This window comes from Neobacillus driksii, assembly GCF_013409995.1.
GTDB lineage: Bacteria > Bacillota > Bacilli > Bacillales > Cytobacillaceae > Neobacillus > Neobacillus driksii.
In genome coordinates this window covers 101,284-124,660 of sequence record NZ_JACCBX010000002.1, presented here as the reverse complement: position 1 = coordinate 124,660, position 23,377 = coordinate 101,284, and the positions used below count along the sequence as shown (strand labels likewise).

Annotated in this window: 22 protein-coding genes, 1 tRNA gene and 1 pseudogene; 7 read left to right on the top strand and 17 right to left on the bottom strand. The window is 37.7% G+C overall.

The window, feature by feature from the left end; genetic code table 11:
* Nucleotides 1-4 precede the first annotated feature (4 nt).
* Nucleotides 5-265, bottom strand: coding sequence for a DUF2533 family protein (locus F4694_RS03850; RefSeq protein ID WP_179595585.1), 261 nt, complete (start codon nucleotides 263-265; stop codon nucleotides 5-7).
* Between the two features lie 134 nt (nucleotides 266-399).
* On the opposite strand from F4694_RS03850, the pseudogene F4694_RS03845 reads away from it, so the two are divergent.
* Nucleotides 400-683 (top strand): annotated as a pseudogene (locus F4694_RS03845) (DUF3219 family protein).
* Nucleotides 684-705: 22 nt separating this feature from the next.
* Nucleotides 706-1,704 carry an LLM class flavin-dependent oxidoreductase gene (locus F4694_RS03840; protein WP_179595584.1) on the top strand — a complete coding sequence of 333 codons (999 nt, stop codon included), beginning with the start codon at nucleotides 706-708 and terminating at the stop codon, nucleotides 1,702-1,704.
* A gap of 44 nt (nucleotides 1,705-1,748) precedes the next feature.
* Here F4694_RS03840 and F4694_RS03835 read toward each other — a convergent pair.
* Together F4694_RS03835 and F4694_RS03830 are read right to left on the bottom strand one after the other, a co-directional pair.
* A tRNA-OTHER gene (locus tag F4694_RS03835) sits at nucleotides 1,749-1,834 on the bottom strand.
* A gap of 43 nt (nucleotides 1,835-1,877) precedes the next feature.
* Complete coding sequence (locus tag F4694_RS03830; RefSeq protein ID WP_179595583.1) at nucleotides 1,878-2,177, bottom strand: hypothetical protein; 300 nt, start codon at nucleotides 2,175-2,177, stop codon at nucleotides 1,878-1,880.
* Between the two features lie 220 nt (nucleotides 2,178-2,397).
* Here F4694_RS03830 and xerS point away from each other — a divergent pair, with 220 nt between their 5' ends.
* Nucleotides 2,398-3,483, top strand: coding sequence for a tyrosine recombinase XerS (xerS, locus tag F4694_RS03825; RefSeq protein ID WP_179595582.1), 1,086 nt, complete (start codon nucleotides 2,398-2,400; stop codon nucleotides 3,481-3,483).
* A 243-nt stretch (nucleotides 3,484-3,726) separates the two neighbouring features.
* Here xerS and F4694_RS03820 read toward each other — a convergent pair whose 3' ends face one another.
* The 7 genes from F4694_RS03820 to F4694_RS03790 all read right to left on the bottom strand — a co-directional run bounded on the left by F4694_RS03820 (nucleotide 3,727) and on the right by F4694_RS03790 (nucleotide 14,006).
* The gene (locus F4694_RS03820; RefSeq protein WP_179595581.1) at nucleotides 3,727-4,488 is read right to left on the bottom strand and encodes a hypothetical protein; all 762 of its coding nucleotides are present in this window, start codon (nucleotides 4,486-4,488) and stop codon (nucleotides 3,727-3,729) included.
* Between the two features lie 96 nt (nucleotides 4,489-4,584).
* Nucleotides 4,585-7,023, bottom strand: a complete 2,439-nt coding sequence (gene parC / locus F4694_RS03815) for a DNA topoisomerase IV subunit A (protein ID WP_179595580.1) — start codon at nucleotides 7,021-7,023, stop codon at nucleotides 4,585-4,587.
* The gene (gene parE, locus F4694_RS03810) at nucleotides 7,020-8,999 is read right to left on the bottom strand and encodes a DNA topoisomerase IV subunit B (RefSeq protein ID WP_179595579.1); all 1,980 of its coding nucleotides are present in this window, start codon (nucleotides 8,997-8,999) and stop codon (nucleotides 7,020-7,022) included. The genes parC and parE overlap by 4 nt, the downstream gene beginning before the upstream one ends.
* 276 nt (nucleotides 9,000-9,275) lie before the next feature.
* Nucleotides 9,276-9,689 (bottom strand): CoA-binding protein, encoded by a 414-nt coding sequence (locus tag F4694_RS03805; protein ID WP_179595578.1) that lies wholly within the window; start codon nucleotides 9,687-9,689, stop codon nucleotides 9,276-9,278.
* A gap of 114 nt (nucleotides 9,690-9,803) precedes the next feature.
* Nucleotides 9,804-10,730 carry a sensor histidine kinase gene (locus tag F4694_RS32820; protein ID WP_179595577.1) on the bottom strand — a complete coding sequence of 309 codons (927 nt, stop codon included), beginning with the start codon at nucleotides 10,728-10,730 and terminating at the stop codon, nucleotides 9,804-9,806.
* A gap of 2 nt (nucleotides 10,731-10,732) precedes the next feature.
* Nucleotides 10,733-12,028: a GGDEF domain-containing response regulator gene (locus F4694_RS03795; RefSeq protein WP_179595576.1), complete on the bottom strand. Its 1,296-nt coding sequence runs from the start codon at nucleotides 12,026-12,028 to the stop codon at nucleotides 10,733-10,735.
* A 238-nt stretch (nucleotides 12,029-12,266) separates the two neighbouring features.
* On the bottom strand, nucleotides 12,267-14,006 hold the full coding sequence (locus F4694_RS03790; protein WP_179595575.1) for a glycosyl hydrolase family 18 protein: 1,740 nt from the start codon (nucleotides 14,004-14,006) through the stop codon (nucleotides 12,267-12,269).
* Nucleotides 14,007-14,121: 115 nt separating this feature from the next.
* Here F4694_RS03790 and plsY point away from each other — a divergent pair, with 115 nt between their 5' ends.
* The 4 genes from plsY to F4694_RS03770 all read left to right on the top strand — a co-directional run bounded on the left by plsY (nucleotide 14,122) and on the right by F4694_RS03770 (nucleotide 17,746).
* Nucleotides 14,122-14,706 (top strand): glycerol-3-phosphate 1-O-acyltransferase PlsY, encoded by a 585-nt coding sequence (plsY, locus tag F4694_RS03785; RefSeq protein ID WP_179595574.1) that lies wholly within the window; start codon nucleotides 14,122-14,124, stop codon nucleotides 14,704-14,706.
* Nucleotides 14,707-15,438: 732 nt separating this feature from the next.
* The gene (locus F4694_RS03780) at nucleotides 15,439-16,590 is read left to right on the top strand and encodes a CapA family protein (protein WP_179595573.1); all 1,152 of its coding nucleotides are present in this window, start codon (nucleotides 15,439-15,441) and stop codon (nucleotides 16,588-16,590) included.
* Nucleotides 16,591-16,631: 41 nt separating this feature from the next.
* Nucleotides 16,632-17,375: a CPBP family intramembrane glutamic endopeptidase gene (locus tag F4694_RS03775; protein ID WP_179595572.1), complete on the top strand. Its 744-nt coding sequence runs from the start codon at nucleotides 16,632-16,634 to the stop codon at nucleotides 17,373-17,375.
* A gap of 77 nt (nucleotides 17,376-17,452) precedes the next feature.
* Nucleotides 17,453-17,746, top strand: coding sequence for a HesB/YadR/YfhF family protein (locus F4694_RS03770; RefSeq protein WP_179595571.1), 294 nt, complete (start codon nucleotides 17,453-17,455; stop codon nucleotides 17,744-17,746).
* Nucleotides 17,747-17,797: 51 nt separating this feature from the next.
* Here F4694_RS03770 and F4694_RS03765 read toward each other — a convergent pair whose 3' ends face one another.
* From F4694_RS03765 to F4694_RS03735, 7 genes are all read right to left on the bottom strand, one after another.
* Entirely contained in the window at nucleotides 17,798-18,706 is a 909-nt protein-coding gene (locus F4694_RS03765) for a Gfo/Idh/MocA family protein (protein ID WP_179595570.1), read from the bottom strand.
* Between the two features lie 15 nt (nucleotides 18,707-18,721).
* Nucleotides 18,722-19,015 (bottom strand): hypothetical protein, encoded by a 294-nt coding sequence (locus F4694_RS03760; RefSeq protein ID WP_179595569.1) that lies wholly within the window; start codon nucleotides 19,013-19,015, stop codon nucleotides 18,722-18,724.
* A 24-nt stretch (nucleotides 19,016-19,039) separates the two neighbouring features.
* The gene (locus tag F4694_RS03755; RefSeq protein WP_179595568.1) at nucleotides 19,040-19,468 is read right to left on the bottom strand and encodes an acyl-CoA thioesterase; all 429 of its coding nucleotides are present in this window, start codon (nucleotides 19,466-19,468) and stop codon (nucleotides 19,040-19,042) included.
* 3 nt (nucleotides 19,469-19,471) lie between these two features.
* Nucleotides 19,472-21,814, bottom strand: a complete 2,343-nt coding sequence (locus F4694_RS03750) for an AAA family ATPase (protein ID WP_179595567.1) — start codon at nucleotides 21,812-21,814, stop codon at nucleotides 19,472-19,474.
* A 775-nt stretch (nucleotides 21,815-22,589) separates the two neighbouring features.
* The gene (gene tlp, locus F4694_RS03745; RefSeq protein WP_179595566.1) at nucleotides 22,590-22,805 is read right to left on the bottom strand and encodes a small acid-soluble spore protein Tlp; all 216 of its coding nucleotides are present in this window, start codon (nucleotides 22,803-22,805) and stop codon (nucleotides 22,590-22,592) included.
* Nucleotides 22,806-22,932: 127 nt separating this feature from the next.
* Nucleotides 22,933-23,076, bottom strand: a complete 144-nt coding sequence (locus tag F4694_RS03740) for an acid-soluble spore protein N (protein ID WP_179595565.1) — start codon at nucleotides 23,074-23,076, stop codon at nucleotides 22,933-22,935.
* A gap of 68 nt (nucleotides 23,077-23,144) precedes the next feature.
* The gene (locus F4694_RS03735; protein ID WP_034672833.1) at nucleotides 23,145-23,276 is read right to left on the bottom strand and encodes an FbpB family small basic protein; all 132 of its coding nucleotides are present in this window, start codon (nucleotides 23,274-23,276) and stop codon (nucleotides 23,145-23,147) included.
* Nucleotides 23,277-23,377: the final 101 nt, after the last annotated feature.

Below are 23,377 nucleotides of genomic sequence, written 5' to 3'. Positions count from 1 at the left end.
CGAATTATTTGTTTTCTAATGAATTTACATATTTTTGTACCATTTCAGTGGTAACATTTTTTCTAAGAGAAATGATTCGCAGGTTAATTCTGTTCATTTTATTGGTGACTTCATTGATTTTATCTGTTGTAAAAGGTTGCCCTTGTTTACATAATTCAACAGCTTCTTCAATATATTTTTCACGCAGCTCATCCAAAGCTTTAAACTCTTGGTAACTTTGATTTTGATTTTTCGCATGTTTAATTAGGTCTTTATGTACGCTCATGATTACACTCCTCCATATTAACTTTTTTCATCATAACATAATTTAAAAGGAAGGAGACAAAGTACCTAAGCAAGATTTTTGTTTTTATAACTGGAAGTGCTATTATTTTTATATCGATTAAAGGAGATGCTTCTATGCTAAATGAAATTGTCTTAAATGAAACCACGATTAAAGTTCACAAGTATGAAGAAGAAAAAGAAGGTCGTTTACATAAAATATCGGTTGAATTTCCCGTAAGGAGTGAGGATTACCATGACATTACGACCCTTTTGTACAAAGGTACATTTGATGTAAAGGTTCCTGAGCGGGATTTAGCGTTTAGAGCAAGATTCTACAATACTCTACTTCCTTTACAAATTTATATATTAAAGGGCAGGTTGGAGAGTTTAAATTAAGTTTGATGGAAGTAAATGAATAGGAGAGAAGAGGATGGTATTTCAATGAGGTTAAGCATTTTGGATCAAGCACCCATTTCTTCTAATCAGAGTGCTGCTGATGCACTTAAGGCATCGATGGAGTTAGCTCAAGCTGGTGAAAATTTAGGGTATACACGATTTTGGATTGCTGAGCATCATGATTTACCCGGTCTTGCATGCTCTGCGCCGGAAGTGATGTTAGGATATATTGGAGCCCATACAACTAAAATCAGAATAGGCTCCGGTGCCGTGTTATTACCCCATTATAAGCCGTATAAGATAGCCGAGGTATACAATATGCTAGCCACATTGTTTCCTGATAGAATCGATGTCGGGATTGGCCGGGCTCCCGGCGGTTCTGCTGAAGCAACCAATGCTTTATCTGATAACTTTTTACAGCAGGTGTGGAATATGCCCAACTCAGTAAAAGATCTATTGCATTTTATAGATAATACTGTACCGCCGGAACATCCGCATGCGAAAGTGACAGCATCACCGATTCCAACCGTTCCACCAATACCTTGGCTGCTTGGTACGAGTAAGAAAAGTGCCATACTTGCTGCAGAAAATGGACTTGCGTACGTGTTTGGGCAGTTTATGAGTGACCAAGATGGTGCTGCTATTATTGAACAATATAGAAATACTTTTAAACCGAGGAAACAAAATGAAGAACCACGAGTAATTGTAACAGTTTCAGCGATTTGTGCAGAAACCATAGATAAAGCAGAAGATGTAGCTTTAAGTTCATTGGTGTGGGGGTTGCAAAGAAAAAGAGGAGAGGGGCAGCAAGGAGTTCCTTCTATCCAAGAAGCAAAGGACTATCTTCAAAATGAAGATAAAACTCTACTTGAAGAGATGAAAAACAGTATGATTATAGGTGATCCGCAACAGGTAAAAGATAGAATAGATGAACTGCAGGTCCAATACAATGCAGATGAAATCATGATTGTTACCATCACACATTCACCAGCAGATAAAATTCAATCCTATAAATTGATTGCAGAAGGGATATTAAATCAGTAAAGGTTTAAAGGAGCCGGTAAGAAGAAGAGGGGAGAATTAGTAAAAGGGCTTGGTGGGACTCGAACCCACAAAATACTCGGCAGTTTATCGGTTGAAACTGTCGGTCGCTCTACAATTGAGCTACAAGCCCTGTTTTTATTATGGTTTTAATACCAAATATTATTCATTCATTTTCATCTTGTCATTTTACCAATTTCCTCAGTCACAACAAAAGCTAGATCATCATTTCCAAACAACGATAAAACACCAAGAAGTGTTTCGTCACCAATTTCTCCAGCTTCATCTTTAGGTACCACTAATTCCATTGCTTCTTTTAAAGCGAAGTTTGCAGCCTGATTGGGATAGGCGCGCAAATACAATTCCTCAGGATTTAAATCATGGTTGATACACCATTGAGCAAACACGAGGATCATCATTTTTTCCTCGCCTTGGTAGTTCTGAATTATTTTTTCTTCTAACTGTTTTTTATCCATTAAGAAAACTCCTTTAAAAATATCATGTAACCATTATATCGGATTTGCGTGAATCACAGAAGGAATTTAAAAAGAATGAAGGGGGGAACGTAAAACAGTGAGACAAAGAGGATAGGAAATTAAAAAATTTACCCCTTAATATCCATTTAACAAAATTACGTAAAATATAAATTTGACGTAATTAACCTTGTTAGGTAAAATATAGAAGTGAGGTGATTTTATGGTAAATCCATCAAAACAAAATAATTTCAATAAATTACAATCTCTTCTTTCCGAACTTCCCTGGTATGTTGATGAATATATCAATCATAAATTAAGAAAGCTTTCGACTGCGTCCTTGTTTAATTACTGCCATGATTACAAAATCTTCTTCAACTGGATGATTCGTGAGCAATTATTTATCGGAAATGTTAAGGATATTCCTTTAAGTCGATTAGAACAAATGACAGTTATTGAGATTGAAAGTTTTTTGAATTTCCTTCATTACGAATTAAACAATAAAGAATTAACCGTTAATCGGAAATTATCAGCTTTAAAGTCCCTGTTTAATTATCTGCAGAACATTGCTGAAACTCCCGATTTACAGCCTTATATTAATCGAAATGTGTTAGCCAAAATTGAATTTAATGAAGTTAAAGACAGCATGGAAACAAAAGCTGCTAAAATGGAAGGCAAAATTCTCCTTGGTGATGAATACGAAAAGTTTCGTCTATTTATTGCTCATGATTATGGTGAATTAAATAAAGAAAACAAAAAACTCTATAACTTTCATCAATTAAATAAAGAGCGTGATACGGCCATTGTTTCATTAATTTTGGGATCAGGGCTTCGTCTTTCAGAGTTAATTGGGATTGAATTAGACGATATTGATTTTAAAAAGTATTGTGTAAGAGTGATTCGAAAAGGAAATAAAGAGCAATTCGTGTACTTTAGTCAGACTGCAATGGCTGATTTGCAAGCATATCTAGCTGTGAGAGCCACTAAGTACCAAGTTGAAAAGAATAACAAGGCTTTATTTATTGCAGCGGCAATTGGTCCAAAAGGAAAAACACGAAGACTGACGGCACGATCGGTTGAGAAATTAGTAGAAAAGTATGCGACTGCATTTGGTAAACCATCATTATCTGTACATAAGCTGCGTCATTCCTTTGCTACAAGATACCATGCTGAAATTAATGATGTGCCAAAATTACGTCGGCAATTAGGTCATTCATCGATTCAAACGACTATGATCTACACACATATAAAGAATGATGATTTAAAAATCGCTGTGGATAAAATGGATATGCCAAAAGAGGAATCATAATGAAAGTCAGCAGAATCACCTGCTGACTTTTTCTTTTAATCAGTTTACATAATATTGTTATGCAAACGAAATTATGTGATATCTCAAAAACCAAGTATACTTAAGAAAATGAGACGGAATAAAAATTTTCGGTTTTTTCCTCTAAACATTTTATCTTTTTGAATCGAAAAATACCCAAAACCTCAGTTTTACCTGTATCTTTTGGGTATTTTGTGCACGTGGGAAAATGGGTGTAGCTCCTCCCTACCTGTTTTTGTTGCTAGTACGAACACTCGCGTTATTCAGATTCCATTTACTGTTACCATACTTCCATGTAGACTCCACAAACGCGATTGTATCGGCATTTGCTATCCCTGTAATTCTTTGTACCCCTTTCAACACCATCTCTCCTGTGCGTAACTTAACAGGCTTTAGAGATTGAAATGAATTCACTGTTAATTCGGTTGGCTCATTTAACCTCCCTTTATAATAAAGTCCCAGTTTTTTGTAATATTTCTTCCGATCCCTTAAATCAAACATATAGGATTTCCCTGTTTGACCAATGGTTATCTTCGCTTTATAGCCATTTTCAAAAGTACTGGCAATTTCTAATGGTTCAGGAACAGCCAATTCTTTTTTTATAAAATCTTTCAGGGTATATAAATAATTTAGGGTAATGCCGCCGCTTCCCCCTGTTAATACATTTGAGAATACATCTTTGACACCATCCTGGTTGAGATCTACCAGCTTTAATGACGCTTTAGACCCACTTTCAAGTGGAATTTTATACTGTTTTTCATCAGCGGTAGATATATCAATATAAATCTCTTTTAAATAGCCCTCTTCATCTTCATATGGAACCCCTTTTAACTGAATGCTTTCGTTGATTCCATCTCCAGTGACATCCGATTCATACGTCGATATTGTAACGGTTTTCGCTTTTTCATCGAAAGCATGAGCCCCGGTAATCGCAGTAACAGACATGAGAAAAAATGCAGCAGCAACTAGTAGTAATTCTCTTTTCATTCTTTTCCCCTCCAAAATCTGATACACATAGTATGCCCAATTTTGGTAAAAACATGAAAAAGACTCCCAATATTTAGGGAGTCTTAGTTAATCATTTTATTCTTCTGCTTTAGGTGTTCCTTCTACCTTCCAAATGGTTGTTACTTTTCCATTATCATTTTCATCAAGGATAAAAGAACCGTTAGAATATCGGTCATTTAAGCGAATTTCTGATGTAACGACTGTTTCAATGTGACCCTTTTCAGTTTGAATGAAAATCGTATCTTCGTCATTCGCAACTTCAAAGCCTACTACACGATGAGGATTTGCTTTTAGCTCTCGTAAAATGACAACCCCGCGTTTTGCTCGGGTTGCTTTTTCGAATTCCTTCAGCTTCATTCTCTTTATTGAACCGCGCTGTGTAGTGATCACAATGGTTTCTTTACTGTCTGGAGTTATAACTTTACCGCCAACAACAAAGTCTCCATCCTTCAAATTTATACCTTTTACACCGGCAGCTCGAACACCGACAATACTAATTTCTTCTTCATGGAACCATAATGCGTAGCCAAAAGTAGAGATTAAGAACAATTCTTTCGTTCCATCTGTGAGATGTACATCAATTACTTGGTCATCATCCTTAAGATTGACCCCCACTAATGGCTTCGAATAGCGCTGTGCTTTATACTGTTTTAGTTCTGTTTTCTTTACCATTCCATTTTTAGTGACGAAAACGAGATAAGCATCAATCTCAAAATCTTTCACTGTGATCGCTTGAATAATATCTTCATCGCGGTCAATTGGAATGATATTCGCAACATGCTGCCCTAGATCTTTCCAGCGAATATCAGGCAGTTCATGAACAGGACAGTATAAATAATTCCCTTTATTCGTAAACAGGAGAACAACGTCCTTCGTGTTCACATCAAGCTGTGCTAGTAAACGGTCTGAGTCCTTCATCGCTAAGTCTTGGCCATTTGAAGCAGCAAAAGACCGTTGGCTAGTCCGTTTGACATACCCTTCTCTTGTAATCGTAACAATAACATCCTCACTAGGGACTGTTACTTCAAGATTAATTTTCAATTCTTCAATTTCAGCTTCTATTTTTGAACGGCGAGGATCAGCAAACCGTTTTTTCACATCTTTTAATTCTTTTTTGATGACGGATAATAGTTTCTTCTCACTTAATAAAATCGAAGTCCATTCTTCTATTTTATTAGCCAATTCTTCTGCTTCATTCTGCAAGGCTGTGATATCTGTATTGGTTAAGCGGTAGAGTTGTAAAGAAACGATCGCTTCTGCCTGAGCTTCAGTAAAACCAAATTTGGCAATTAAATTATCTTTCGCGTCACGTTTATCTTTTGAAGCACGGATGGTCGCAATCACTTCATCAAGAATCGATAATGCTTTCATCAATCCTTCAACGATATGCTGACGTTCCTTTGCTTTGTCTAGCTCAAATTTTGTTCTTCTAAGAACAACTTCTTTTTGGTGCTCAATATACGCATCAAGTAATTCACGTATACCTAATAATTTAGGACGTTTTTTAGCAATCGCAACCATATTGAAATTGTATGCTACTTGCAAATCACTATTTTTATATAGATAATTTAAAACGCCATTGGCATCCGCATCTTTCTTTAATTCAATGACAATCCGCAAGCCCGTTCGATCTGTTTCATCACGAACCTCTGAAATTCCTTCAACTTTGCGATCGAAGCGGAATTCATCGATTTTCTTAACAAGATTCGCTTTATTAACTTCATAAGGAATTTCGGTCACGACAATCTGCTGCTTGCCGCCCCGTAAATCTTCGATATCCGCTTTACTGCGAACAATGATTTTCCCTTTACCAGTTTCATAGGCCTTTTTAATACCATCAATACCTTGAATAATACCCCCAGTTGGAAAATCAGGGCCTTTAATCACCGTCATTAATTCATCAACCGATACGTCAGGATTGTCCATTCGCATGATGACTCCGTCAATGACCTCACCGAGATTATGCGGCGGAATATCGGTTGCGTACCCTGCTGATATCCCCGTTGAGCCGTTTACCAGCAGGTTCGGGAACATCGCTGGTAATACGGTTGGTTCCTTTGAAGTATCATCAAAGTTTGGAATAAAATCGACTGTTTGTTTTTCAATATCGCGAAGTAACTCTGCCGAAATCGCAGATAAACGAGCCTCCGTATAACGCATCGCAGCTGGAGGATCCCCGTCCATACTTCCGTTGTTTCCATGCATTTCAACGAGGACATTTCTTACCTTCCAGTCCTGACTCATCCGAACCATCGCATCATAAACAGATGAATCACCATGGGGGTGATAGTTACCAATAACGTTACCAACTGTTTTCGCTGATTTACGGAAGCCCTTATCATGGGTATTCCCTTCAACATGCATCGCATAAAGTATTCTTCGCTGAACTGGTTTTAATCCGTCTCTTGCATCCGGAAGGGCACGTTCTTGAATAATATACTTACTATATCTGCCAAAACGATCGCCGATTACATCCTCTAGAGGTAAGTCACGGAATTTCTCATTTGTGCTCATTCTTCAGATTCCTCCTCAACGACCGTTATATTTTCATTTTCAAGGATCGTGTCATCTTCTTCTAAACCAAATGCTACATTGGTTTCAATCCATTTACGGCGAGGGTCAACTTTATCACCCATAAGCGTCGTGATACGTCGCTCTGCTCTTGCCGCGTCATCTATTTTCACACGTATTAATGTCCGTGTTTCTGGATTCATCGTTGTATCCCAAAGCTGGTCGGCATTCATCTCGCCAAGACCTTTATAGCGCTGAATCATATAGCCTCTGCCAACTTTTTTAATGGCACCCTGTAGTTCATCATCGCTCCAGGCATATTCAATGATTTCCTTTTTGCCTGTTCCTTTACTCACTTTATATAAAGGAGGCAGCGCGATAAACACTTTACCTGCTTCAATTAGCGGTTTCATGTACCGATAGAAAAAGGTTAGCAGCAGCACTTGGATATGTGCACCGTCTGTATCGGCATCCGTCATAATAATGACCTTATCGTAGTTTACATCTTCTAGATTAAAATCAGAGCCGACACCCGCACCAACGGTATGAATAATTGTATTGATTTCTTCATTTTTAAAAATATCCGCCAGCTTCGCTTTTTCTGTATTGATTACTTTACCACGAAGTGGAAGTACTGCCTGAAAGCGACGATCGCGTCCTTGTTTAGCAGAACCGCCTGCGGAATCACCCTCAACCAAGTAAATCTCATTTCTTTGCGGATTTCTTGATTGAGCAGGTGTAAGCTTCCCTGATAAAAGAGCGTCAGAACGCTTTCGTTTCTTACCACTTCTAGCGTCCTCCCGTGCTTTTCGTGCTGCTTCACGGGCTTGGTAAGCTTTAATAGACTTTTTTATCAACAATGCGCTTATGTCTGGATTTTCTTCAAGGAAATAAGTCAGGTGTTCAGAAACCACTGCATCTACTGCCGATCTCGCTTCACTCGTACCTAGTTTACCCTTGGTTTGACCCTCGAATTGTAATAATTGCTCGGGAACCCGGATAGAAATGATCGCAGATAATCCTTCACGAATATCCGCACCTTCAAGATTTTTTTCCTTTTCTTTCAACAGTGAAACCTTTCGTGCGTAATCATTAAAAACACGGGTCATAGCTGTTTTTGAACCTACTTCATGTGTTCCTCCATCTTTGGTCCGAACATTGTTTACAAATGAAAGCATGTTCTCTGAATACCCATCATTAAATTGAAAGGCAAATTCCACTTCAATTCCATTATGGCTTCCTTCAAAGCTAACGACGGGATGAAGGACATCTTTTTCTTCATTTAAGTAAGAAACAAAGGCCTCAATCCCATTTTCATAATGAAAAACCTCATGAAAATCATTACGTTCATCAATGATTTCGATCTTTAATCCTTTTAAAAGAAATGCTGACTCTCGTAACCTCTCACATAATGTTTCAAAATTATATGTGGTGGTAGAAAAGATGGTCGGGTCCGGCTTAAAGTGAATCGTTGTACCTGTTTGATTGGTTTTCCCGATTTTCTCTAAGGTCGTAACCGGTTTACCGCCATTTTCAAACCGTTGTTCATAAACAAAACCATCTCTTTTTATCGTTACCGTTAACCATTCAGATAAGGCATTAACGACAGAGGCACCTACACCGTGTAGACCACCGCTGGTTTTATAACCGCCTTGACCGAATTTCCCCCCAGCATGGAGTACAGTTAAAATGATTTCTGGAGTTGGTTTCCCCATTTTATGCATGCCAGTAGGCATTCCGCGTCCTTTATCCATGACGCTTATGGAATTATCTTTGTGAATTTTTACAATGATTTGGTCCCCAAATCCACCTAGAGCCTCATCGACAGAGTTGTCGACAATCTCATATACAAGATGGTGTAATCCGCGTGTATCAGTGCTCCCGATGTACATTCCGGGTCGCTTCCTGACGGCCTCCAGCCCCTCTAGTACCTGTATGGCATCATCATTATATTCAAAAGCTTTCTGATTACTTGCCACTAAAATACCCCTTTCATTCCCTGCAAAAGAAAAAACATCTTTAATTGCTATCTTTATGAGTAAATTTATTCATTCGTGTAAAAAAAGTTATTGCCATTATTTAGAACGAATGTTTGCCGCTCTTAATTGTAACACATGTTTACGGCGTCTATGCTTTATTTTAGCGATTTATTTCGATTTGGCAAATGTCAAAATGAAATCAACATAATTTTGTAACACGAATTTATGTAAAAAAAAGAAAAAACTGCTAAATGTTAGCAGAATTTTCTTTTATCCTTATTTTGTTAAAGCATGTGCCACTTTAATACAAAGGTCCATAATAACTGTATATCCTTTTTCTTTCAAAAACTCGTATGCTTCTTCATTTACTAGGCCCTGCTGTGCCCAAAAAACATCAGCGTCCACTTCGTCAAATTCTTTCGCCACATCAAACAATTGTTCTGAACGGCGGAAAACATTAACGATATCAATATGTCCCTCAATATCTTTTAACGAAGCAACCGCTTTCACTCCTAGCACTTCATTAACTGCTGGATTCACGGGGATGATCTCATAACCTGCCTTTTGCATAACTTCTGAAACCATATACGAAGTTCTGTCAGGTTTGTCACTTAACCCGACAACAGCAATACGCTTAGCTTTTTTTAATATAGCTCCGATTTCTTCTAAGGATGGATTTTCAACTGCCATGAACAAACACTTCCTTCATTTCCTTAATTTTACTATCCATCTTCACTATAACATAAATCAATTATTTGCCAAAAAAAATAGCTCCAGTGATTCGGGAGCATTGGTGGTTAAACTTCAGGCAGGTGATGGAATGTCCATGGAGGCAGCTTTTGGGACTGAAAGGCGAAATTGAGCTCCTTCCCCAGTATTTTTAACAGTAACACTTCCATCCATATTTTCTATCATTATTTTCGTCATATATAACCCAATCCCCGTAGTATCACTGTTTCTAGTGGTGAGATCTGGTTCGAAAACTCTTGAAAGCATTAACGGCTCAATGACACCAGCATTATCTGTAAAATCCACAACTATACAGCTGCCTTCTGTCGATATCTTAATAGCTAAGATTCTCTTATTAACTTTGTTTGTTATAAATGCATAGCGTGCGTTTGTTAAAAGAGTTAAAACAGCTTGACTGTATTCATTTGGAAACCCATAAGCCATATGCTCTTCGCGATATTCAAACTCAACATGAATGTCATGAATCTTAAGGCTGTAGGAACAAATCGATAGTGCTTTTTCAATACAATCTGATATAGAAAAGGTGCATTTCTGTTTAGTTGGTTGATAAAATTTCCGAAAATCATTGATCGTACGTGACATATAATTAATTTCAATCATGCCTTCTTTGGTGAAAGTGTCAATATAGTGATCATTTATTTCACCAAATTGAAGGGCTTCACGGACGTCTTGAATTAAGAGTGACAAACTATTGAGCGGCGGCTGCCATTGATAACCAATACTAGAGATCATTTCACCCATCGATACAAACCTAGAATGGTGAAGAAGGAAATGATCCTTCTGACGATTCTTTGCTGCTTCCTCCGCGACCCGGCTTTCTAAGTTTCTTACCGCCACCTCGTATTTTTCTGCCATTTCCCGGTAGTTCTCTTCATTTTCTTTTTGCTTTTTCAAAACCACATGACGGAAAAGAATATAGCTTATAACAAAAGCAATAAATAGTAATCCTACTGAAAGAATTGTAATATATGTACCAAGCACTTTTATTCACCTATTGAACTGTTATAAAAAGTTACGCAGTTTCTTCCGTTAATTTTTGATTTAGATAGTCCTTGTTCAACCTCAGAAATGAGCTCTATTTTCGATTTACCCGCCGAAAATTCTGCAACTCCAAAACTGCAGGTAACGGTACCTATTTTCGGAAAGGCAAATGAATGAATTAATGAACGGATGGATTCAGCAAGAACCATCGCTCCAGGTCTGTTCGTTTCCGGTGTTAAAAGAATAAAGGAATCACCGCTCCAACGTGCCAAAACATCTGATTCACGAATCCTTTGCTGAACAATGGTTGATATTGTTATGAGCACTTCATCCCCTTTTGTATTGCCTAAATAATCATTTACATTAGTAAAATAATCAATGTCCATGAGAATAATAGAAAAAGGATGATTATATCGTTCTGACCGGCTTATCTCACTTGAAAGCAGTTCCTCGAACTTATTCCGATTTAAACTTCGTGTTAATGGGTCCATTATGGATAGAATTTCATTCTTTTTATACTCTTCTTCTAATAAACTAATTTCCGTACAGACAAATAGGATCTGTTTATTTCCTGGAATTCGAGAACCCTTCATTAAATATATCCCTTGTTTGCCTTTTTTACCTTTCCACATGACCTTTGCATACTTTTTCTCTGTCTGAAAAAATTCTTCTATCCATTTTCCTTTATTCTTAGGATAAAAATAGTTTGGGTCTTCAACAAATAATTCAGCAACAAGGTTAGTTGTTTGTAAGTCCTTGGTATTTCCTATACCTGTAAAGGAAGCAAATGCTTCATTAAACTCTACAATATGTCCGTGGTCCTCAATGAATAGTAAATGATCCTGTGTTTCTATGAGTGCCTTTGTTAACTGGTTATGTTTCAATAATTCCTTTTCCTGCTGAACTTGCTGGACTGATTTTTGGATGGCAAGTAAAAATCGATCTAAATCGATTGGTTTTAAAATAAAATGGTTGACGGCATATTCAATACACTGGATAAAGACATCGTTATCATCATGAGCTGTGGTAACCATGATTTGAACCTTTTCACTATGTTTCCGGATGTTTTTAATCATGTCTAAACTGCTCATAACTTTAATATCTACAATGAGTAAGTCAGGAAGGTACTGCTGATAAAGCTGAAGCCCTTCTTCACCGTCTATCGCAACATGGACATCTGAAAAACGGCGATTTAAGATTCGTAATAATTTCTCGCGTGAATACACCTCATCTTCTACATATAAGACCTTTACATCTTTGAATTGATAACTGTGATTTTGTGGTACTGTAATGGCCATGATTTTTCACCTCTTTCATCCTACTAAAAATTTTATATGACAAAACCGACCACTCGGCCGGCTTACCTATTGTTATTCAATGTTATAGTTAAATTATATTTCCTGTAAACAACCACATCAATCGATAACCAAATGGTTTGAAAATTCTCCATATATTTGTAATAAAATAGACTCTAATTGTTCTTAACTTAGACAGAATATTATTTTGAAAAATAAAAAAATAGACCAGCTAAGTGGTCTATTTTTGTGTCACTGCCTTATTTGGGTCGATACTCATCGCAGTCCACGCCGTCTGGTCTCCAAAAGCTCTCGACCAGGAAGCCATGCCTGCCAGTTGATAATTGGCTGTAAGGTTTGCTCGTTTCGTTAACGATAATTCATCCTCAATCCATACCTTATAGGTGGCATTCTCGTCTTCGGCATGATATTCAGCATAATTTTGACCGCTTGCCTCATCATAAACAGGCTGTATCCCTTTTTCGGCAAGCCATTCTTTTACCTTCGCCATTGACATAGATTGAGAGGAAACCTCTGTTGTACCATCTTCATTTATTTGTTCTTTCCACAATCTAGTATATAAAGGGACACCTAGTATTAACTTTTCTTTTGGTACTTCTTTTAACAAGTTTTGCAGGTTCGTCTCTACCCATGGAAGGCTTGATACACTGCCTGCAACAGGAGACGATCCCGGATGTTCATCATAGGCCATAATAATAAGGTAATCCACAATACTGGCAAGCTTCTCCCTTTCATAAAAGGATGACCAATTATTATTTTCACCAGCATAAAACGTAATGTCCATCGAAACAACTAACCCTGCTTCATGTAAATACGGTGCTGCTTCCCGCATTAATTGAGTAACAAGTGGACCATCTGCGGGATAGACATTTTCAATATCAAAGTTTATCCCCTGCAATTGGTACATTTGACTGAAATGAAGCAGCTGGACGATAATCTTTTGCCGTGTTGCAAAGTCCTTTAACGCTTCATGCGTCAGTACCGGATCAAATGCATTTGAAAATAATCCCCATACTTGGTATCCCTTAGATTGTGCCCATTTACTATATTCTAAGGACGCTATATTACTTATTGTCCCGTCATTTCCAGTTAAGGAGAACCAAGTTGGTGACACAACATTAACACCCGTCATATCCGGTATTTGGGTATGATCCGGATTCTTCGTGTATACGGCTTCCCAGGTTAATTGAATGGGTCCATTAATGTTTGGAATAGATGCTGTTTCATTTTTTTGTGAGATTGTAATGGTAACCTCTTTGTTCTTATTTACATATTTCTTGTTGATATATCCACTCACTCCATTTTCTTTCCTTACTAAGTAGTAATCCTCTTCCTCGGCCTCAATCATTACAGTCTCTTTTTTAGACATTTCCGCGGTATACGGTGCTTTTAGAGAAGGATTCAAGCGTAATCGCAGCTTTTCCGGGTGAACATCTTCAGCCGTTATTTCACCTTGTACATAGTGGTCACCGTTTTTTTGAATCCAAACAGCTCCCGTTTCCTCCAAGATCTTAAACTGGATTGGATAATAGGCGAGCAATGGATCAAGTGCTACATATATTTTGCCTTCTTTCAAGATAATCGGTGATACTTGAAGCTCCACCGGCTGTTGATTAACAAAGAAGGTTAAGGAATCAGTTGGCATTTGGATAACCTTTTCTGCAGTCGTAATGATGATAGACTTTGATTTTTCATCATAAATAATGCTGTTATCTATGTTCTCCTGCATAAATGTAAGTGGAAGAAAGATAGAATCCCCTTCGATTAGTGCATTTCCTCGCTGACTTCCTTCGAAAAGGATTGGATTCTTTTCGGTAAAATAAGTTAATCTTTCTTTTGAGGCAAACGGATATAATAAAAAAAGAATAGAAGACGCAATAAATAGAATTGCAATCATCAATCCTCCTAAAATCCATTTTGGTGATAATGATTTCTTTTTCTGGTATTCAATTTGTGCCATCGTTTTTCCTCCTCACTTCTATCGTACGGTATCCACGAAAAATTGAGTAGTGTTTTTTCACCAATACATGGTAAAATAACAGGACATGCACTATTTATAGAAGGAGAATTCGTTGATGGTTCAAATTATTTTAGTTCTACTACTCGCCTACCTGCTAGGGTCCATTCCGTCAGGTTTAATTATTGGTAAAGTTTTTTATAAAACAGATATTCGTGAACACGGGAGTGGAAATTTAGGGGGAACAAATACTTTTCGAACATTAGGTGTAAAAGCTGGTATCGCTGTAACCTTGGCTGATATCCTTAAAGGAACGTTAGCCGCTTACCTGCCTGTATTGTTTGGAATTGATATCAATCCTTTACTCGCAGGGGTTTTTGCTGTAATCGGACATACCTATCCGATTTTTGCTGGCTTTAGAGGCGGAAAAGCAGTAGCAACGTCTGGAGGCGTTTTATTGTTTTGTGCGCCGCTGATGTTTTTAATGATATTCCTGGTCTTTTTTGCCAGTCTTTATTTTACAAAATATGTATCTCTATCGTCGATGATTGCAGGCGTGTTTGCTGTAATTTATGCTTGCATTGATGGGGACATCCCGTTATTAATCGCTGTAACACTTTTGGCTTCATTTGTGATTTATCGACATCGGGCTAATATAAGACGAATCATGAATAAAACCGAACCAAAAATTAAATGGCTTTAAGGAATCGAGTTTGGTTCCTTAAAGCCATTTTTCATGAAACATTCAAAATTACAGTCATTTTCTTTCCACTTGGTAAAGTACAATAATAGTAATAGACCCATGGAGGGATGATCATGTCTGATCTTAATAAAACCATTCTGTTTTCAACAGACGTTACAGACGGGAATAACCAAGAATTTGTCGTTAATAGATGACTTGCCGGAGAAGTTTCCATACAAAATAACCAAGAATTTTGACGAACTGATTGATTTTTTCGAAGAAATGGAATCATAAACTTGATCAAAACGGAGTTCCGCAATCGGAAACTCCGTTTTATATTTTTAGCAGCTTAAATGTAAATTTACCGTCTTCATTCCTGCTATAGTCAAGTTTTGTCTTGTCAAAGTGTACATAATCCTGATCATGAATGAGGATTTTTACCCTGCAAAATTCAAATAGCTGATCGCCAGTAATTTTCCGCTCTTCCAGAGACAGATTTAGTTTTGGACCACCTCAGCCGACTCCCATGCTCAATCGGACGAAAAGTTCCTCCTGAGGGGTCTGCCTTTCTCTCTCGATTACATCTTCTAATACCTTGCTTGTACTCTCGGTTATGGTAAACATCACAAACCACTTCCTTAATTTTTTTCGAAAATTGCAGGAAAAAGTCGAAATATAGCATATAAATATAATATAGTATTGGTAGACAGGATTAAAATATTTTGCCTTAAAACAGATCATGAAGGAGAAATTATGAGAAAAAAAGCAGTGATAACGTCTGTATTCATCATTTCTGCGTGTATTGTACTTGCTTCGGTGCTTTTTATACAACAACATAATAATCAGGCTGCTGCAGACAAAATATATCCTATAGGTGAGCATGCTACTAGAACACAATCTGTAATGGGCAGGACATTGACAGAAAAACTAACCATTGGGGCCATCGGAGATATTTTGATTCATGATACGGTTTATCAGGACGCCTTTAATGGAGCACAGTATAATTTCAATCCTATCTTCGAAAATGTAAAAGGTATATTAGAATCGCCAGACGTTCTTACGGCGAATCAGGAAAGTATGTTAGGCGGCGTTGATATTGGTGTCTCAAGTTATCCCATGTTTAATAGTCCTCATGAAGTCGCAGATGCACTTGTTAATACAGGTGTTGATATCGTCTCTCTTGCAAACAATCATACGTTAGATAAGGGTGAAAGAGGTATTCTATCCGCTACAGATTATTTAAATAGTGTTGGACTGCCTCATGTTGGAAGCTATCTTAATCAAGACGATCGGCACAAGCTTACAATCATTCATAAAAATGGATTTAAATTAGCTTTTCTATCTTATACATACGGTACAAATGGAATACCCGTGCCAGATGGCAAGGATTTCTTAGTTAACCTGATTAACCGTGATATCATGAGTGAAGAAATTGGACGAGCTAAAAAAGAAGCTGATGTTATAATAATGAGTATTCATTGGGGAAATGAGTACCAGCGAATTCCCACAAGTGAACAAAAGGACTTGGCTAATTTTCTAGCAAATGAAGGTGTAGATATCATCTTTGGTTCTCACCCTCACGTGCTTCAGCCAATGGAATGGATTAAAACAGAAGATGGCAGAAACTCATTCGTTATTTATTCCTTGGGTAACTTCATTTCTGGACAGGTTCGTGACTATAAGGATATTGGCGGTATGGCTACAGTTGAAATAACGAAACAGGTTACGGAAACAGGAAAGAAAATTGAATTGGCAAACCCTGCTTTTTATCCAACCTATGTTTCAAGCCAAAGAAATCGAAATTACCAAGTAGTCCCCCTTGAAAATGCAGGCTCTTTTGGGCTTGAAAATGCTTCGGGTAAATATCAGGAAATTCAAGATCATATGACTCAATGGCTCCGTTAATTCGGGGCCTTTTTATGGGTATTTTGGAAGGATGTTTCGCAATGAAACAAAACGATTATCAAGGCAATTTTTTATCTTTGTTATTTATTGTCTTAGTCTATTTTTTTACCAGGAATTATTATAGTCCCTTCTTTTGGGGAATCCTTGGTTTATTACTGTTGCTAGCATTCCTCAAGGAAGAGAATCGTTTATTTGCATGGGTCGTAATTTCCTTCTTTGGGGGCAATTTTATTGTCATTTATCTAGATAAGTTTATCGATGGTATGGTTGCGGATCCTTTCTTTCGGGTAATCATCAACCAAATCTTGTTCACCATTCCAATCCTATCGATGTGTTATGTTATCAAACAATTCAATAAAAGGCTTAGCTTCTTTTTAAAAAAACCGGAATCTTTTAGTATCCTATATATCGTTTTGCTTTTTATTGTTACAGGATTTCTTTTGTTATATTTAATAAAGGATGGTTTCGACGTTTTTTTCTCCATTCTCACCTTCTCACTTATTCATGCTACCGTTCAGGAGGTCATTTGGCGCGGTATTTTGTTAACACAGATGATTAAGATTACGAGTGAAACAAGAGCTATACTATTTACTAGTCTCGCCTTTAGTGTTAATACTACACTATTTGGATTCTCTACCGCCGTTCTTCTGATATATTTAATTTTAGGCTGGATATTTGGTTTTTTAACAACAAAATATAAAAGCATTTTGCCTGCTATTTTGGTTCATTGGGTGGTGTTACTATTCTCTTTCTTAAATGGCTGGATTCAACTGCCAATCTTATAGTGTGAAGCAACATCATCGATAATTAGAGAAGCTTTATTATATAATAACTATAGAGGTATTTTTGAAAGGAGAAACAGATGAACATCCAAATCAGCAGTGCAGCAGCAGCGTGGTATAAACAAGAACTAAATTTAAAAAACGGTGATTTTGTTCGTTTCTATGTACGTTATGGCGGGTATAGCCCGGTACAGAAAGGTTTTTCGCTTGGGATTTCTAGTGATGAACCCAATGATATTGGTGCAAAGACAACCGTAGATGGAATCACTTTTTATGTTGAAGAAAAAGATTTATGGTATTTCGATGACCACGATTTAATGATTGACCTACACAAAAAATATGAAGAGCCTGTATTAGATTATAAAAAAGCATAAACAACATAAATCAAGCACACATGAGGTTGTATCATCATGTGTGCTTTCTACTTACATTTTCTCAAGTTGATGGATCACATTTTCACATATTTCATGAGTTATTAAAGAATCACTTGCTGTAATAGATGGGAATTTGTTAGTGCGGATCGCATTAATAAATTCTGCGACTATTTGTTCAAATCCTCTTTTATATAAAGTAGAATCCCAGTTGTCAAAAGAAAGTGCTATTTCTTTCTGATCACGATAAATCGTTAATTGGTCTAAATCATGAACAACTCTTTTTTCATTTGTTCCCATGACCTCTAGCTTTTCTTCAACAGCCCCGCTGTCGCGATTCATAATAGCCAGACCTGTCATATCTTTAGAGATCAATTGAACCACAACATGATAAAGCATTTCATTCCTAACTCTTCCATGAACGATAATATCCTCAATTTCACCTTTAAACAGGTGACGGACCGTATCGATAACATGGATGAAATCATCATAAACAAAGGACCGAATCGTACCAGGTAGTGCATGGCGATTCTTTTGCAAAATAATCATATTTGGTTCATTCACTTCGGCAATGGTCTGATAAAACGGGGCAAACCGTCTGTTAAAACCAGTCATCAAGATTAGACCTTTTTCCTCTGCTAATTCAACAAGCTCCTTGGTAGTTTCCAAGTGATAGGTAATAGGCTTGTCTACATAAACATGGATACCGTTCTGTAAGAGTTGTCTTACAATACTTTCATGTGATTCCGTTGACGAGTGAACAAATGCTCCTTTTATCCCGCTTTCAATGATAGAAGAAAGACTAGAATGAGTATTTGAAAAGCGATATTGATTACTTATTTCCATTAATATTTCGGTATTTCTAGTAAATAAATGGATTTCCACATTAGCCAGTTTACTAACAACAGGCAGATAAGCTTTTTTCGCAATATCGCCAAGCCCGATGATTCCCAGTTTCATCATGGTTCATCTCCCTTTTTATCCCCAAATATGTTTCTGTAATCCTTCTTTATGTAAAATTTCTTTTTGTCTTTCTCCGATTAAATCAAAATGTGAATATCCGTCACGGCGGTGGTGAATCCATTCCTTTTTCAACCCATACTTCCTTCCCCATTCAGCCAGTTTTTCAAGGTCATGGCAGCCTACCTTGGTAACCGTTTTGCTTCCGGGGAAGCGGTCATCCAGCCAATAATGAGTTAAAAATGCGATTTCACCCTCATCGATTTTTTGCTTCCACTCTTTTACTTCTTGTCTCTTAATCCCAAAAGCCATAAACTCACCCCAAAGCTCATTCCATTACTTTTTCTTTATTTCTTCATACTTCAGGAACCATTCAGGGAACGCCTTTTTAAATGCGATTGGTCTAAAGTTGTCCTTTTTGACCACAATATGAGTCGATGTTCCTTCTGCACAAACTTCCTCATCGCCATTTATAATGGAATAGCCATATACAGTTTTTAGCCCGTCATTTTTCTCAATCCAAGTCTTTACAAAACCCCGATCGCCGTAGCGTAACGGCTTTTTATAGGTTGCTTGAATGTCATAAACCGGAGCAAAATACCCTGCGTTTTCCATGTCTACATAACTATATCCAAGATCCTCAATTAACCCGCTTCTACCGAGCTCAAAGTATTTCAAATAGTTTGCATGATAGATGACTCCCATCATGTCAGTATCTGCATATAAAAGTTGAATTTCTCTCGTTGAAATAAATACATTATCCATTCTTTATTCCCCTTCCCTATTTAAAGGAAATTTATTTAGCGCCTTTTCCACATCTTCACCTTCAATATGAATGGCTTTTTCTAATATATCCTCTTCCTGTGGTGCTCCCATGAGCCTCATTGCTTGCGCTTGTATCATCTCATCAGCCAAATTGGTAGCAAATCTTCCGTTCCCTTCGAACGTATGATTCTCAATACTTTGTTTCAAAAGAGTTCTGGCCCCTTCAGTTAATTGGTATTGAAAGCTTTCTACGTAGGTCTCGATAATCGCTAGCAGCTCCACCGCTGAATAATCCGGGAACAGAAAGAATTTCTTAAACCGAGAGCGCAGCCCAGGGTTACTCTCTAATAGCAGGTCCATTTCTTTTGGGTAACCCGCAAGCACGACAACTAGATTTTCATTATGCTTGGTCATTTCATCAACGAGGGTATCTACTACTTCTTTACCAAAATCACCTGCTGTCTGGCTTAAGAGTGAATAGGCTTCATCAATAAATAACACCCCGCCAAGCGCTTCTCGTATCTTCTTCTTTGTTTTTCCTGCGGTTTGACCGACGTATCCCGCAACAAAATCTGCCCTGCTAGCGACAATTAAATGACCTCTTTTTAACATCCCGCATTCTTTTAGGAGCTCCGCATAAATTTTAGCCACAGTCGTTTTACCCGTTCCCGGGTTACCTGTAAATACGGAATGAAGCTGAATGGGTACCGTCGGCAGCTTTTTTTCTTTTCTAAACTGCTGCATTTTAACAAAAGAAACGAGTGTCTCCAATTCACCCTTTAACTCTGTCAGGCCTATTAACCGTTCTAATTTTTCGAAAGGTGATTCCCGATGTTCATCCTTCTCGACGCCAAAGTCTTTTTTATCTAATAACGTGTAGGTGAGAATATCCTCATTTGAAAGGGGATGATCAGACCCTTTCTTAAAGATCGCATCCAACACAATATTACGCACGGATCTTGCATTACCAAATGTATCATCTACCCGTTCCTGTTCAAGGCGATGATTGATTTCTATCTTCGCTTCTTCCGTAAGGATATAATCATTTTCAGAGGCAATCTTGTCGGCGATTAAAAGTAATTCCTCATTGGAATAATTGGGCAAATGGATAAGATTCGATTGTGGGAAGCGGCTCCTTAATCCTGGGTTAGCATCTAAAAAGATACGCATTTCATCTGGATATCCCGCTAGAATAACAGCGAATTTCCCACCATATTCCTTTCCGGTCATAAGTGAAACAAGGGTATCAACCGCTGTTTGCCCATAATCATTTCCTGATTGTCCTTCACGTTTTAAACTATAGGCTTCATCAATGAACAGAACGCCTCCAATCGCTTTCTCAACGACCGCTCTAACGTTTTCTTCTGTTTGACCTACAAACGCCCCAACGAGCTGGGATCGGTCTGTCTCAATCACTTCTGGCCGTGGCAGGACCTCAAGCTCATGATAGATTTTTGCTAATAAACGTGCGATGGTTGTTTTTCCGGTACCAGGATTTCCAGTCAGAACCATATTAAGACTTAATTCATCTTTTGTTTGGAATCCGAGTTTTTTACGGTCCTTCTGGTATTTTAAAAATTGATAAAAATCATTGACTCGTTTTTTGACAACATCCATTCCAATCATTTCATTTAACTCGTCTAAGGCATTAGCTGTATCTTGATTCTCATCTTCTTCCATCAAAAAGACCCTCTGCCAGTCTTTTTTAATGTCTTCGAGACTAGATAAATGTAATTTTAAGTCATCAAAGTAAGTCGCCGTATGAAAGACTCCTTTAATTGATTCCTCATACTCTTCAGCAGCCTTCAGAAGGTTACCACTAATCTCAATCACGGTAGACAGCAGTTCAATTAGTTCTTTGTATTGAAGTAAAAGCGTCGTGTTTCCAAGCGTATCAGCAAGATTCATCTTTTCTGTGAGATCTTCCACCTGATTATCTGCCTCTGCTAAGAAGCTTTGACAAATTTGTATGTATTGTTCTGCAACCTTTTTCTTTGCTGTTCGATTATCTGTTTCCCGAATGGCTGGAAACGTGAGAACATCCAAAATGTCTTTTTTCTTTTTCCAATCGTATTGAATGAAGTAAGATTTTGCCTTGGTGTTCTCCGGATGTAGTTCTAATGCTTTGTGAAGCCACGCCGAAGCTAATGAATCTTGGTTCTTACGCTCTAGACGTGATAAGGCAGCAACGGTTAACATCCTTGATAGTAGAACAGGGTTTGATTCACTACGTATGGCGGTTAAGAGTTCATTTTCATTGGAAATAAACCCTTGTTCATTCAGTTCATTTTCCCACTGAAGTAATTTATCATTATTGTTTAACGTGTTTGTTTGTTGTTTTATCATTAGGATCACTTCTTCTTCAAAATTTCCCTTTTATCTTACCACAACCTGTTCACTGAAACGAAATTCGAAGGTCTAATAAAAATGGGACTGCTGATTTCCGCTCCACTAAGGAAAACTTCTTTGAATAAATACCGCAGGGACAGGCGGACTTTGCCTGTCACGAGGCGCTGCGCTCCTGAAGCGTTCATGAAGCCCATAATTGTAACTTCTCGAAAAAATCAGGACTCATGAGGCGTTCATGAAGCCCATAATTGTAACCTCTCGAAGAAATCAGGACTCATGAAGCGTTTATGAAGCCTATAATCGTACTATCTCGAAGAAATCAGACCTCATGAAGCGTTCATGAAGCCCATAATTGTAACTTCTCGAAGAAATTAGGCTTCATGAAGCGTTTATGAAGCCTATAAGTGTAACCTCTCTAAGAAATCAGGCTTCATGAAGCGTTTATGAAGCCCATAATTGTAACTTCTCGAAGAAATTAGGCTTCATGTAGCGTTTATGAAGACCATAATCGTACTATCTCGAAGAAATCAGGACTCATGAAGCGTTCATGAGCCCAAAATTTAAATAGTTTCTACGAATCATCGGGGTCTTCCCCTGCCCCGTACTCCCGCAGGACATTGAATATTACATCCACGAATCCGCCCACGCACGAAGAAAATGCGATAGCATTTTCGAGGTGTCTTCGCGCCTTCCGAACCAATCAACAGTGTGCCTTAAATAAAAACTCAATTAAAAAGGACCTGTACGAAATGAACAGGTCCTGAATTCTTAATTAAACTTCATCCTTGATTTCTGATCGGTAGGATTCAATGCTTTCACGGCGTCTTTCGTTTTTTGCTTTAATTTGCTGTCGCTGTGTTTCACTATCGGTAAATGCTAGTGATTCTTCCGCTGCTTCAATGTTTTCAATTGTATCATGAATCATAGATTGAAGCTTTTCTACATTATCACTTCGATCATCTGGTTTCGGTTTGTTGTTATAAGTCATGGAATGGTTCCTCCTTCATGGTGTCGTGGTACAGATATAGTTTGTTTCGAAGTGAAAAAAATATCACAGAAAATATTTGCTATAAAAAAGACCCGCTGGCATATGCCTTGCGGGTCTTGTCCAATGATTATTCACCTTTAGTTTGGATTACTTGTGCATGTTTACCAGATGTATCTTGATACTTTTTCCCTTTGTTGCCACCGTAGCGCTGTGACTTATTTCCAAGTTCATCGGTGCTGAAACCCTGTTGACTATGTTTTGGATTACTCATGTAATATCCCTCCTCCTTAACATTTTGTCCGTTTTAAAGGAGGAACATGATTGGTAATCTATGTGAGTTTATTCTGCTTTACCAAGGCGCTTTTCTTCTAAACGCATTTCAATTTTTTCCATCGCAGCTCTATCTTTCAAAAGTTGACTTTTATTTTCGGATACAAGTTCTGCAAAAGAACGTTTTCTAGGCTTTCTCATAAATATCACCTTCCTTATGACCTATTCTAACAGTTATTATGCCCGGAAACGGTTGCAATTATTACAACTTTTTGAAAATTATAAAGAAAAGTCTACGATAA

Excerpts from the sequence above, each read along its gene's own strand:
- F4694_RS03850 (WP_179595585.1), bottom strand. The coding sequence starts at position 265 with ATGAGCGTACATAAAGACCTAATTAAACATGCGAAAAATCAAAATCAA.
- F4694_RS03830 (WP_179595583.1), bottom strand. The coding sequence starts at position 2,177 with ATGGATAAAAAACAGTTAGAAGAAAAAATAATTCAGAACTACCAAGGC.
- F4694_RS03740 (WP_179595565.1), bottom strand. The coding sequence starts at position 23,076 with ATGAGTAATCCAAAACATAGTCAACAGGGTTTCAGCACCGATGAACTT.
- F4694_RS03805 (WP_179595578.1), bottom strand. The coding sequence starts at position 9,689 with ATGGCAGTTGAAAATCCATCCTTAGAAGAAATCGGAGCTATATTAAAA.
- parC (WP_179595580.1), bottom strand. The coding sequence starts at position 7,023 with ATGAGCACAAATGAGAAATTCCGTGACTTACCTCTAGAGGATGTAATC.
- F4694_RS03755 (WP_179595568.1), bottom strand. The coding sequence starts at position 19,468 with ATGGATAATGTATTTATTTCAACGAGAGAAATTCAACTTTTATATGCA.
- F4694_RS03775 (WP_179595572.1), top strand. The coding sequence starts at position 16,632 with ATGAAACAAAACGATTATCAAGGCAATTTTTTATCTTTGTTATTTATT.
- F4694_RS03770 (WP_179595571.1), top strand. The coding sequence starts at position 17,453 with ATGAACATCCAAATCAGCAGTGCAGCAGCAGCGTGGTATAAACAAGAA.
- xerS (WP_179595582.1), top strand. The coding sequence starts at position 2,398 with ATGGTAAATCCATCAAAACAAAATAATTTCAATAAATTACAATCTCTT.
- F4694_RS03790 (WP_179595575.1), bottom strand. The coding sequence starts at position 14,006 with ATGGCACAAATTGAATACCAGAAAAAGAAATCATTATCACCAAAATGG.
- F4694_RS03780 (WP_179595573.1), top strand. The coding sequence starts at position 15,439 with ATGAGAAAAAAAGCAGTGATAACGTCTGTATTCATCATTTCTGCGTGT.
- F4694_RS03750 (WP_179595567.1), bottom strand. The coding sequence starts at position 21,814 with ATGATAAAACAACAAACAAACACGTTAAACAATAATGATAAATTACTT.
- F4694_RS03795 (WP_179595576.1), bottom strand. The coding sequence starts at position 12,028 with ATGGCCATTACAGTACCACAAAATCACAGTTATCAATTCAAAGATGTA.
- plsY (WP_179595574.1), top strand. The coding sequence starts at position 14,122 with ATGGTTCAAATTATTTTAGTTCTACTACTCGCCTACCTGCTAGGGTCC.
- F4694_RS03840 (WP_179595584.1), top strand. The coding sequence starts at position 706 with ATGAGGTTAAGCATTTTGGATCAAGCACCCATTTCTTCTAATCAGAGT.
- F4694_RS03760 (WP_179595569.1), bottom strand. The coding sequence starts at position 19,015 with ATGGCTTTTGGGATTAAGAGACAAGAAGTAAAAGAGTGGAAGCAAAAA.
- tlp (WP_179595566.1), bottom strand. The coding sequence starts at position 22,805 with ATGACTTATAACAACAAACCGAAACCAGATGATCGAAGTGATAATGTA.
- F4694_RS03820 (WP_179595581.1), bottom strand. The coding sequence starts at position 4,488 with ATGAAAAGAGAATTACTACTAGTTGCTGCTGCATTTTTTCTCATGTCT.
- F4694_RS03735 (WP_034672833.1), bottom strand. The coding sequence starts at position 23,276 with ATGAGAAAGCCTAGAAAACGTTCTTTTGCAGAACTTGTATCCGAAAAT.
- F4694_RS03765 (WP_179595570.1), bottom strand. The coding sequence starts at position 18,706 with ATGATGAAACTGGGAATCATCGGGCTTGGCGATATTGCGAAAAAAGCT.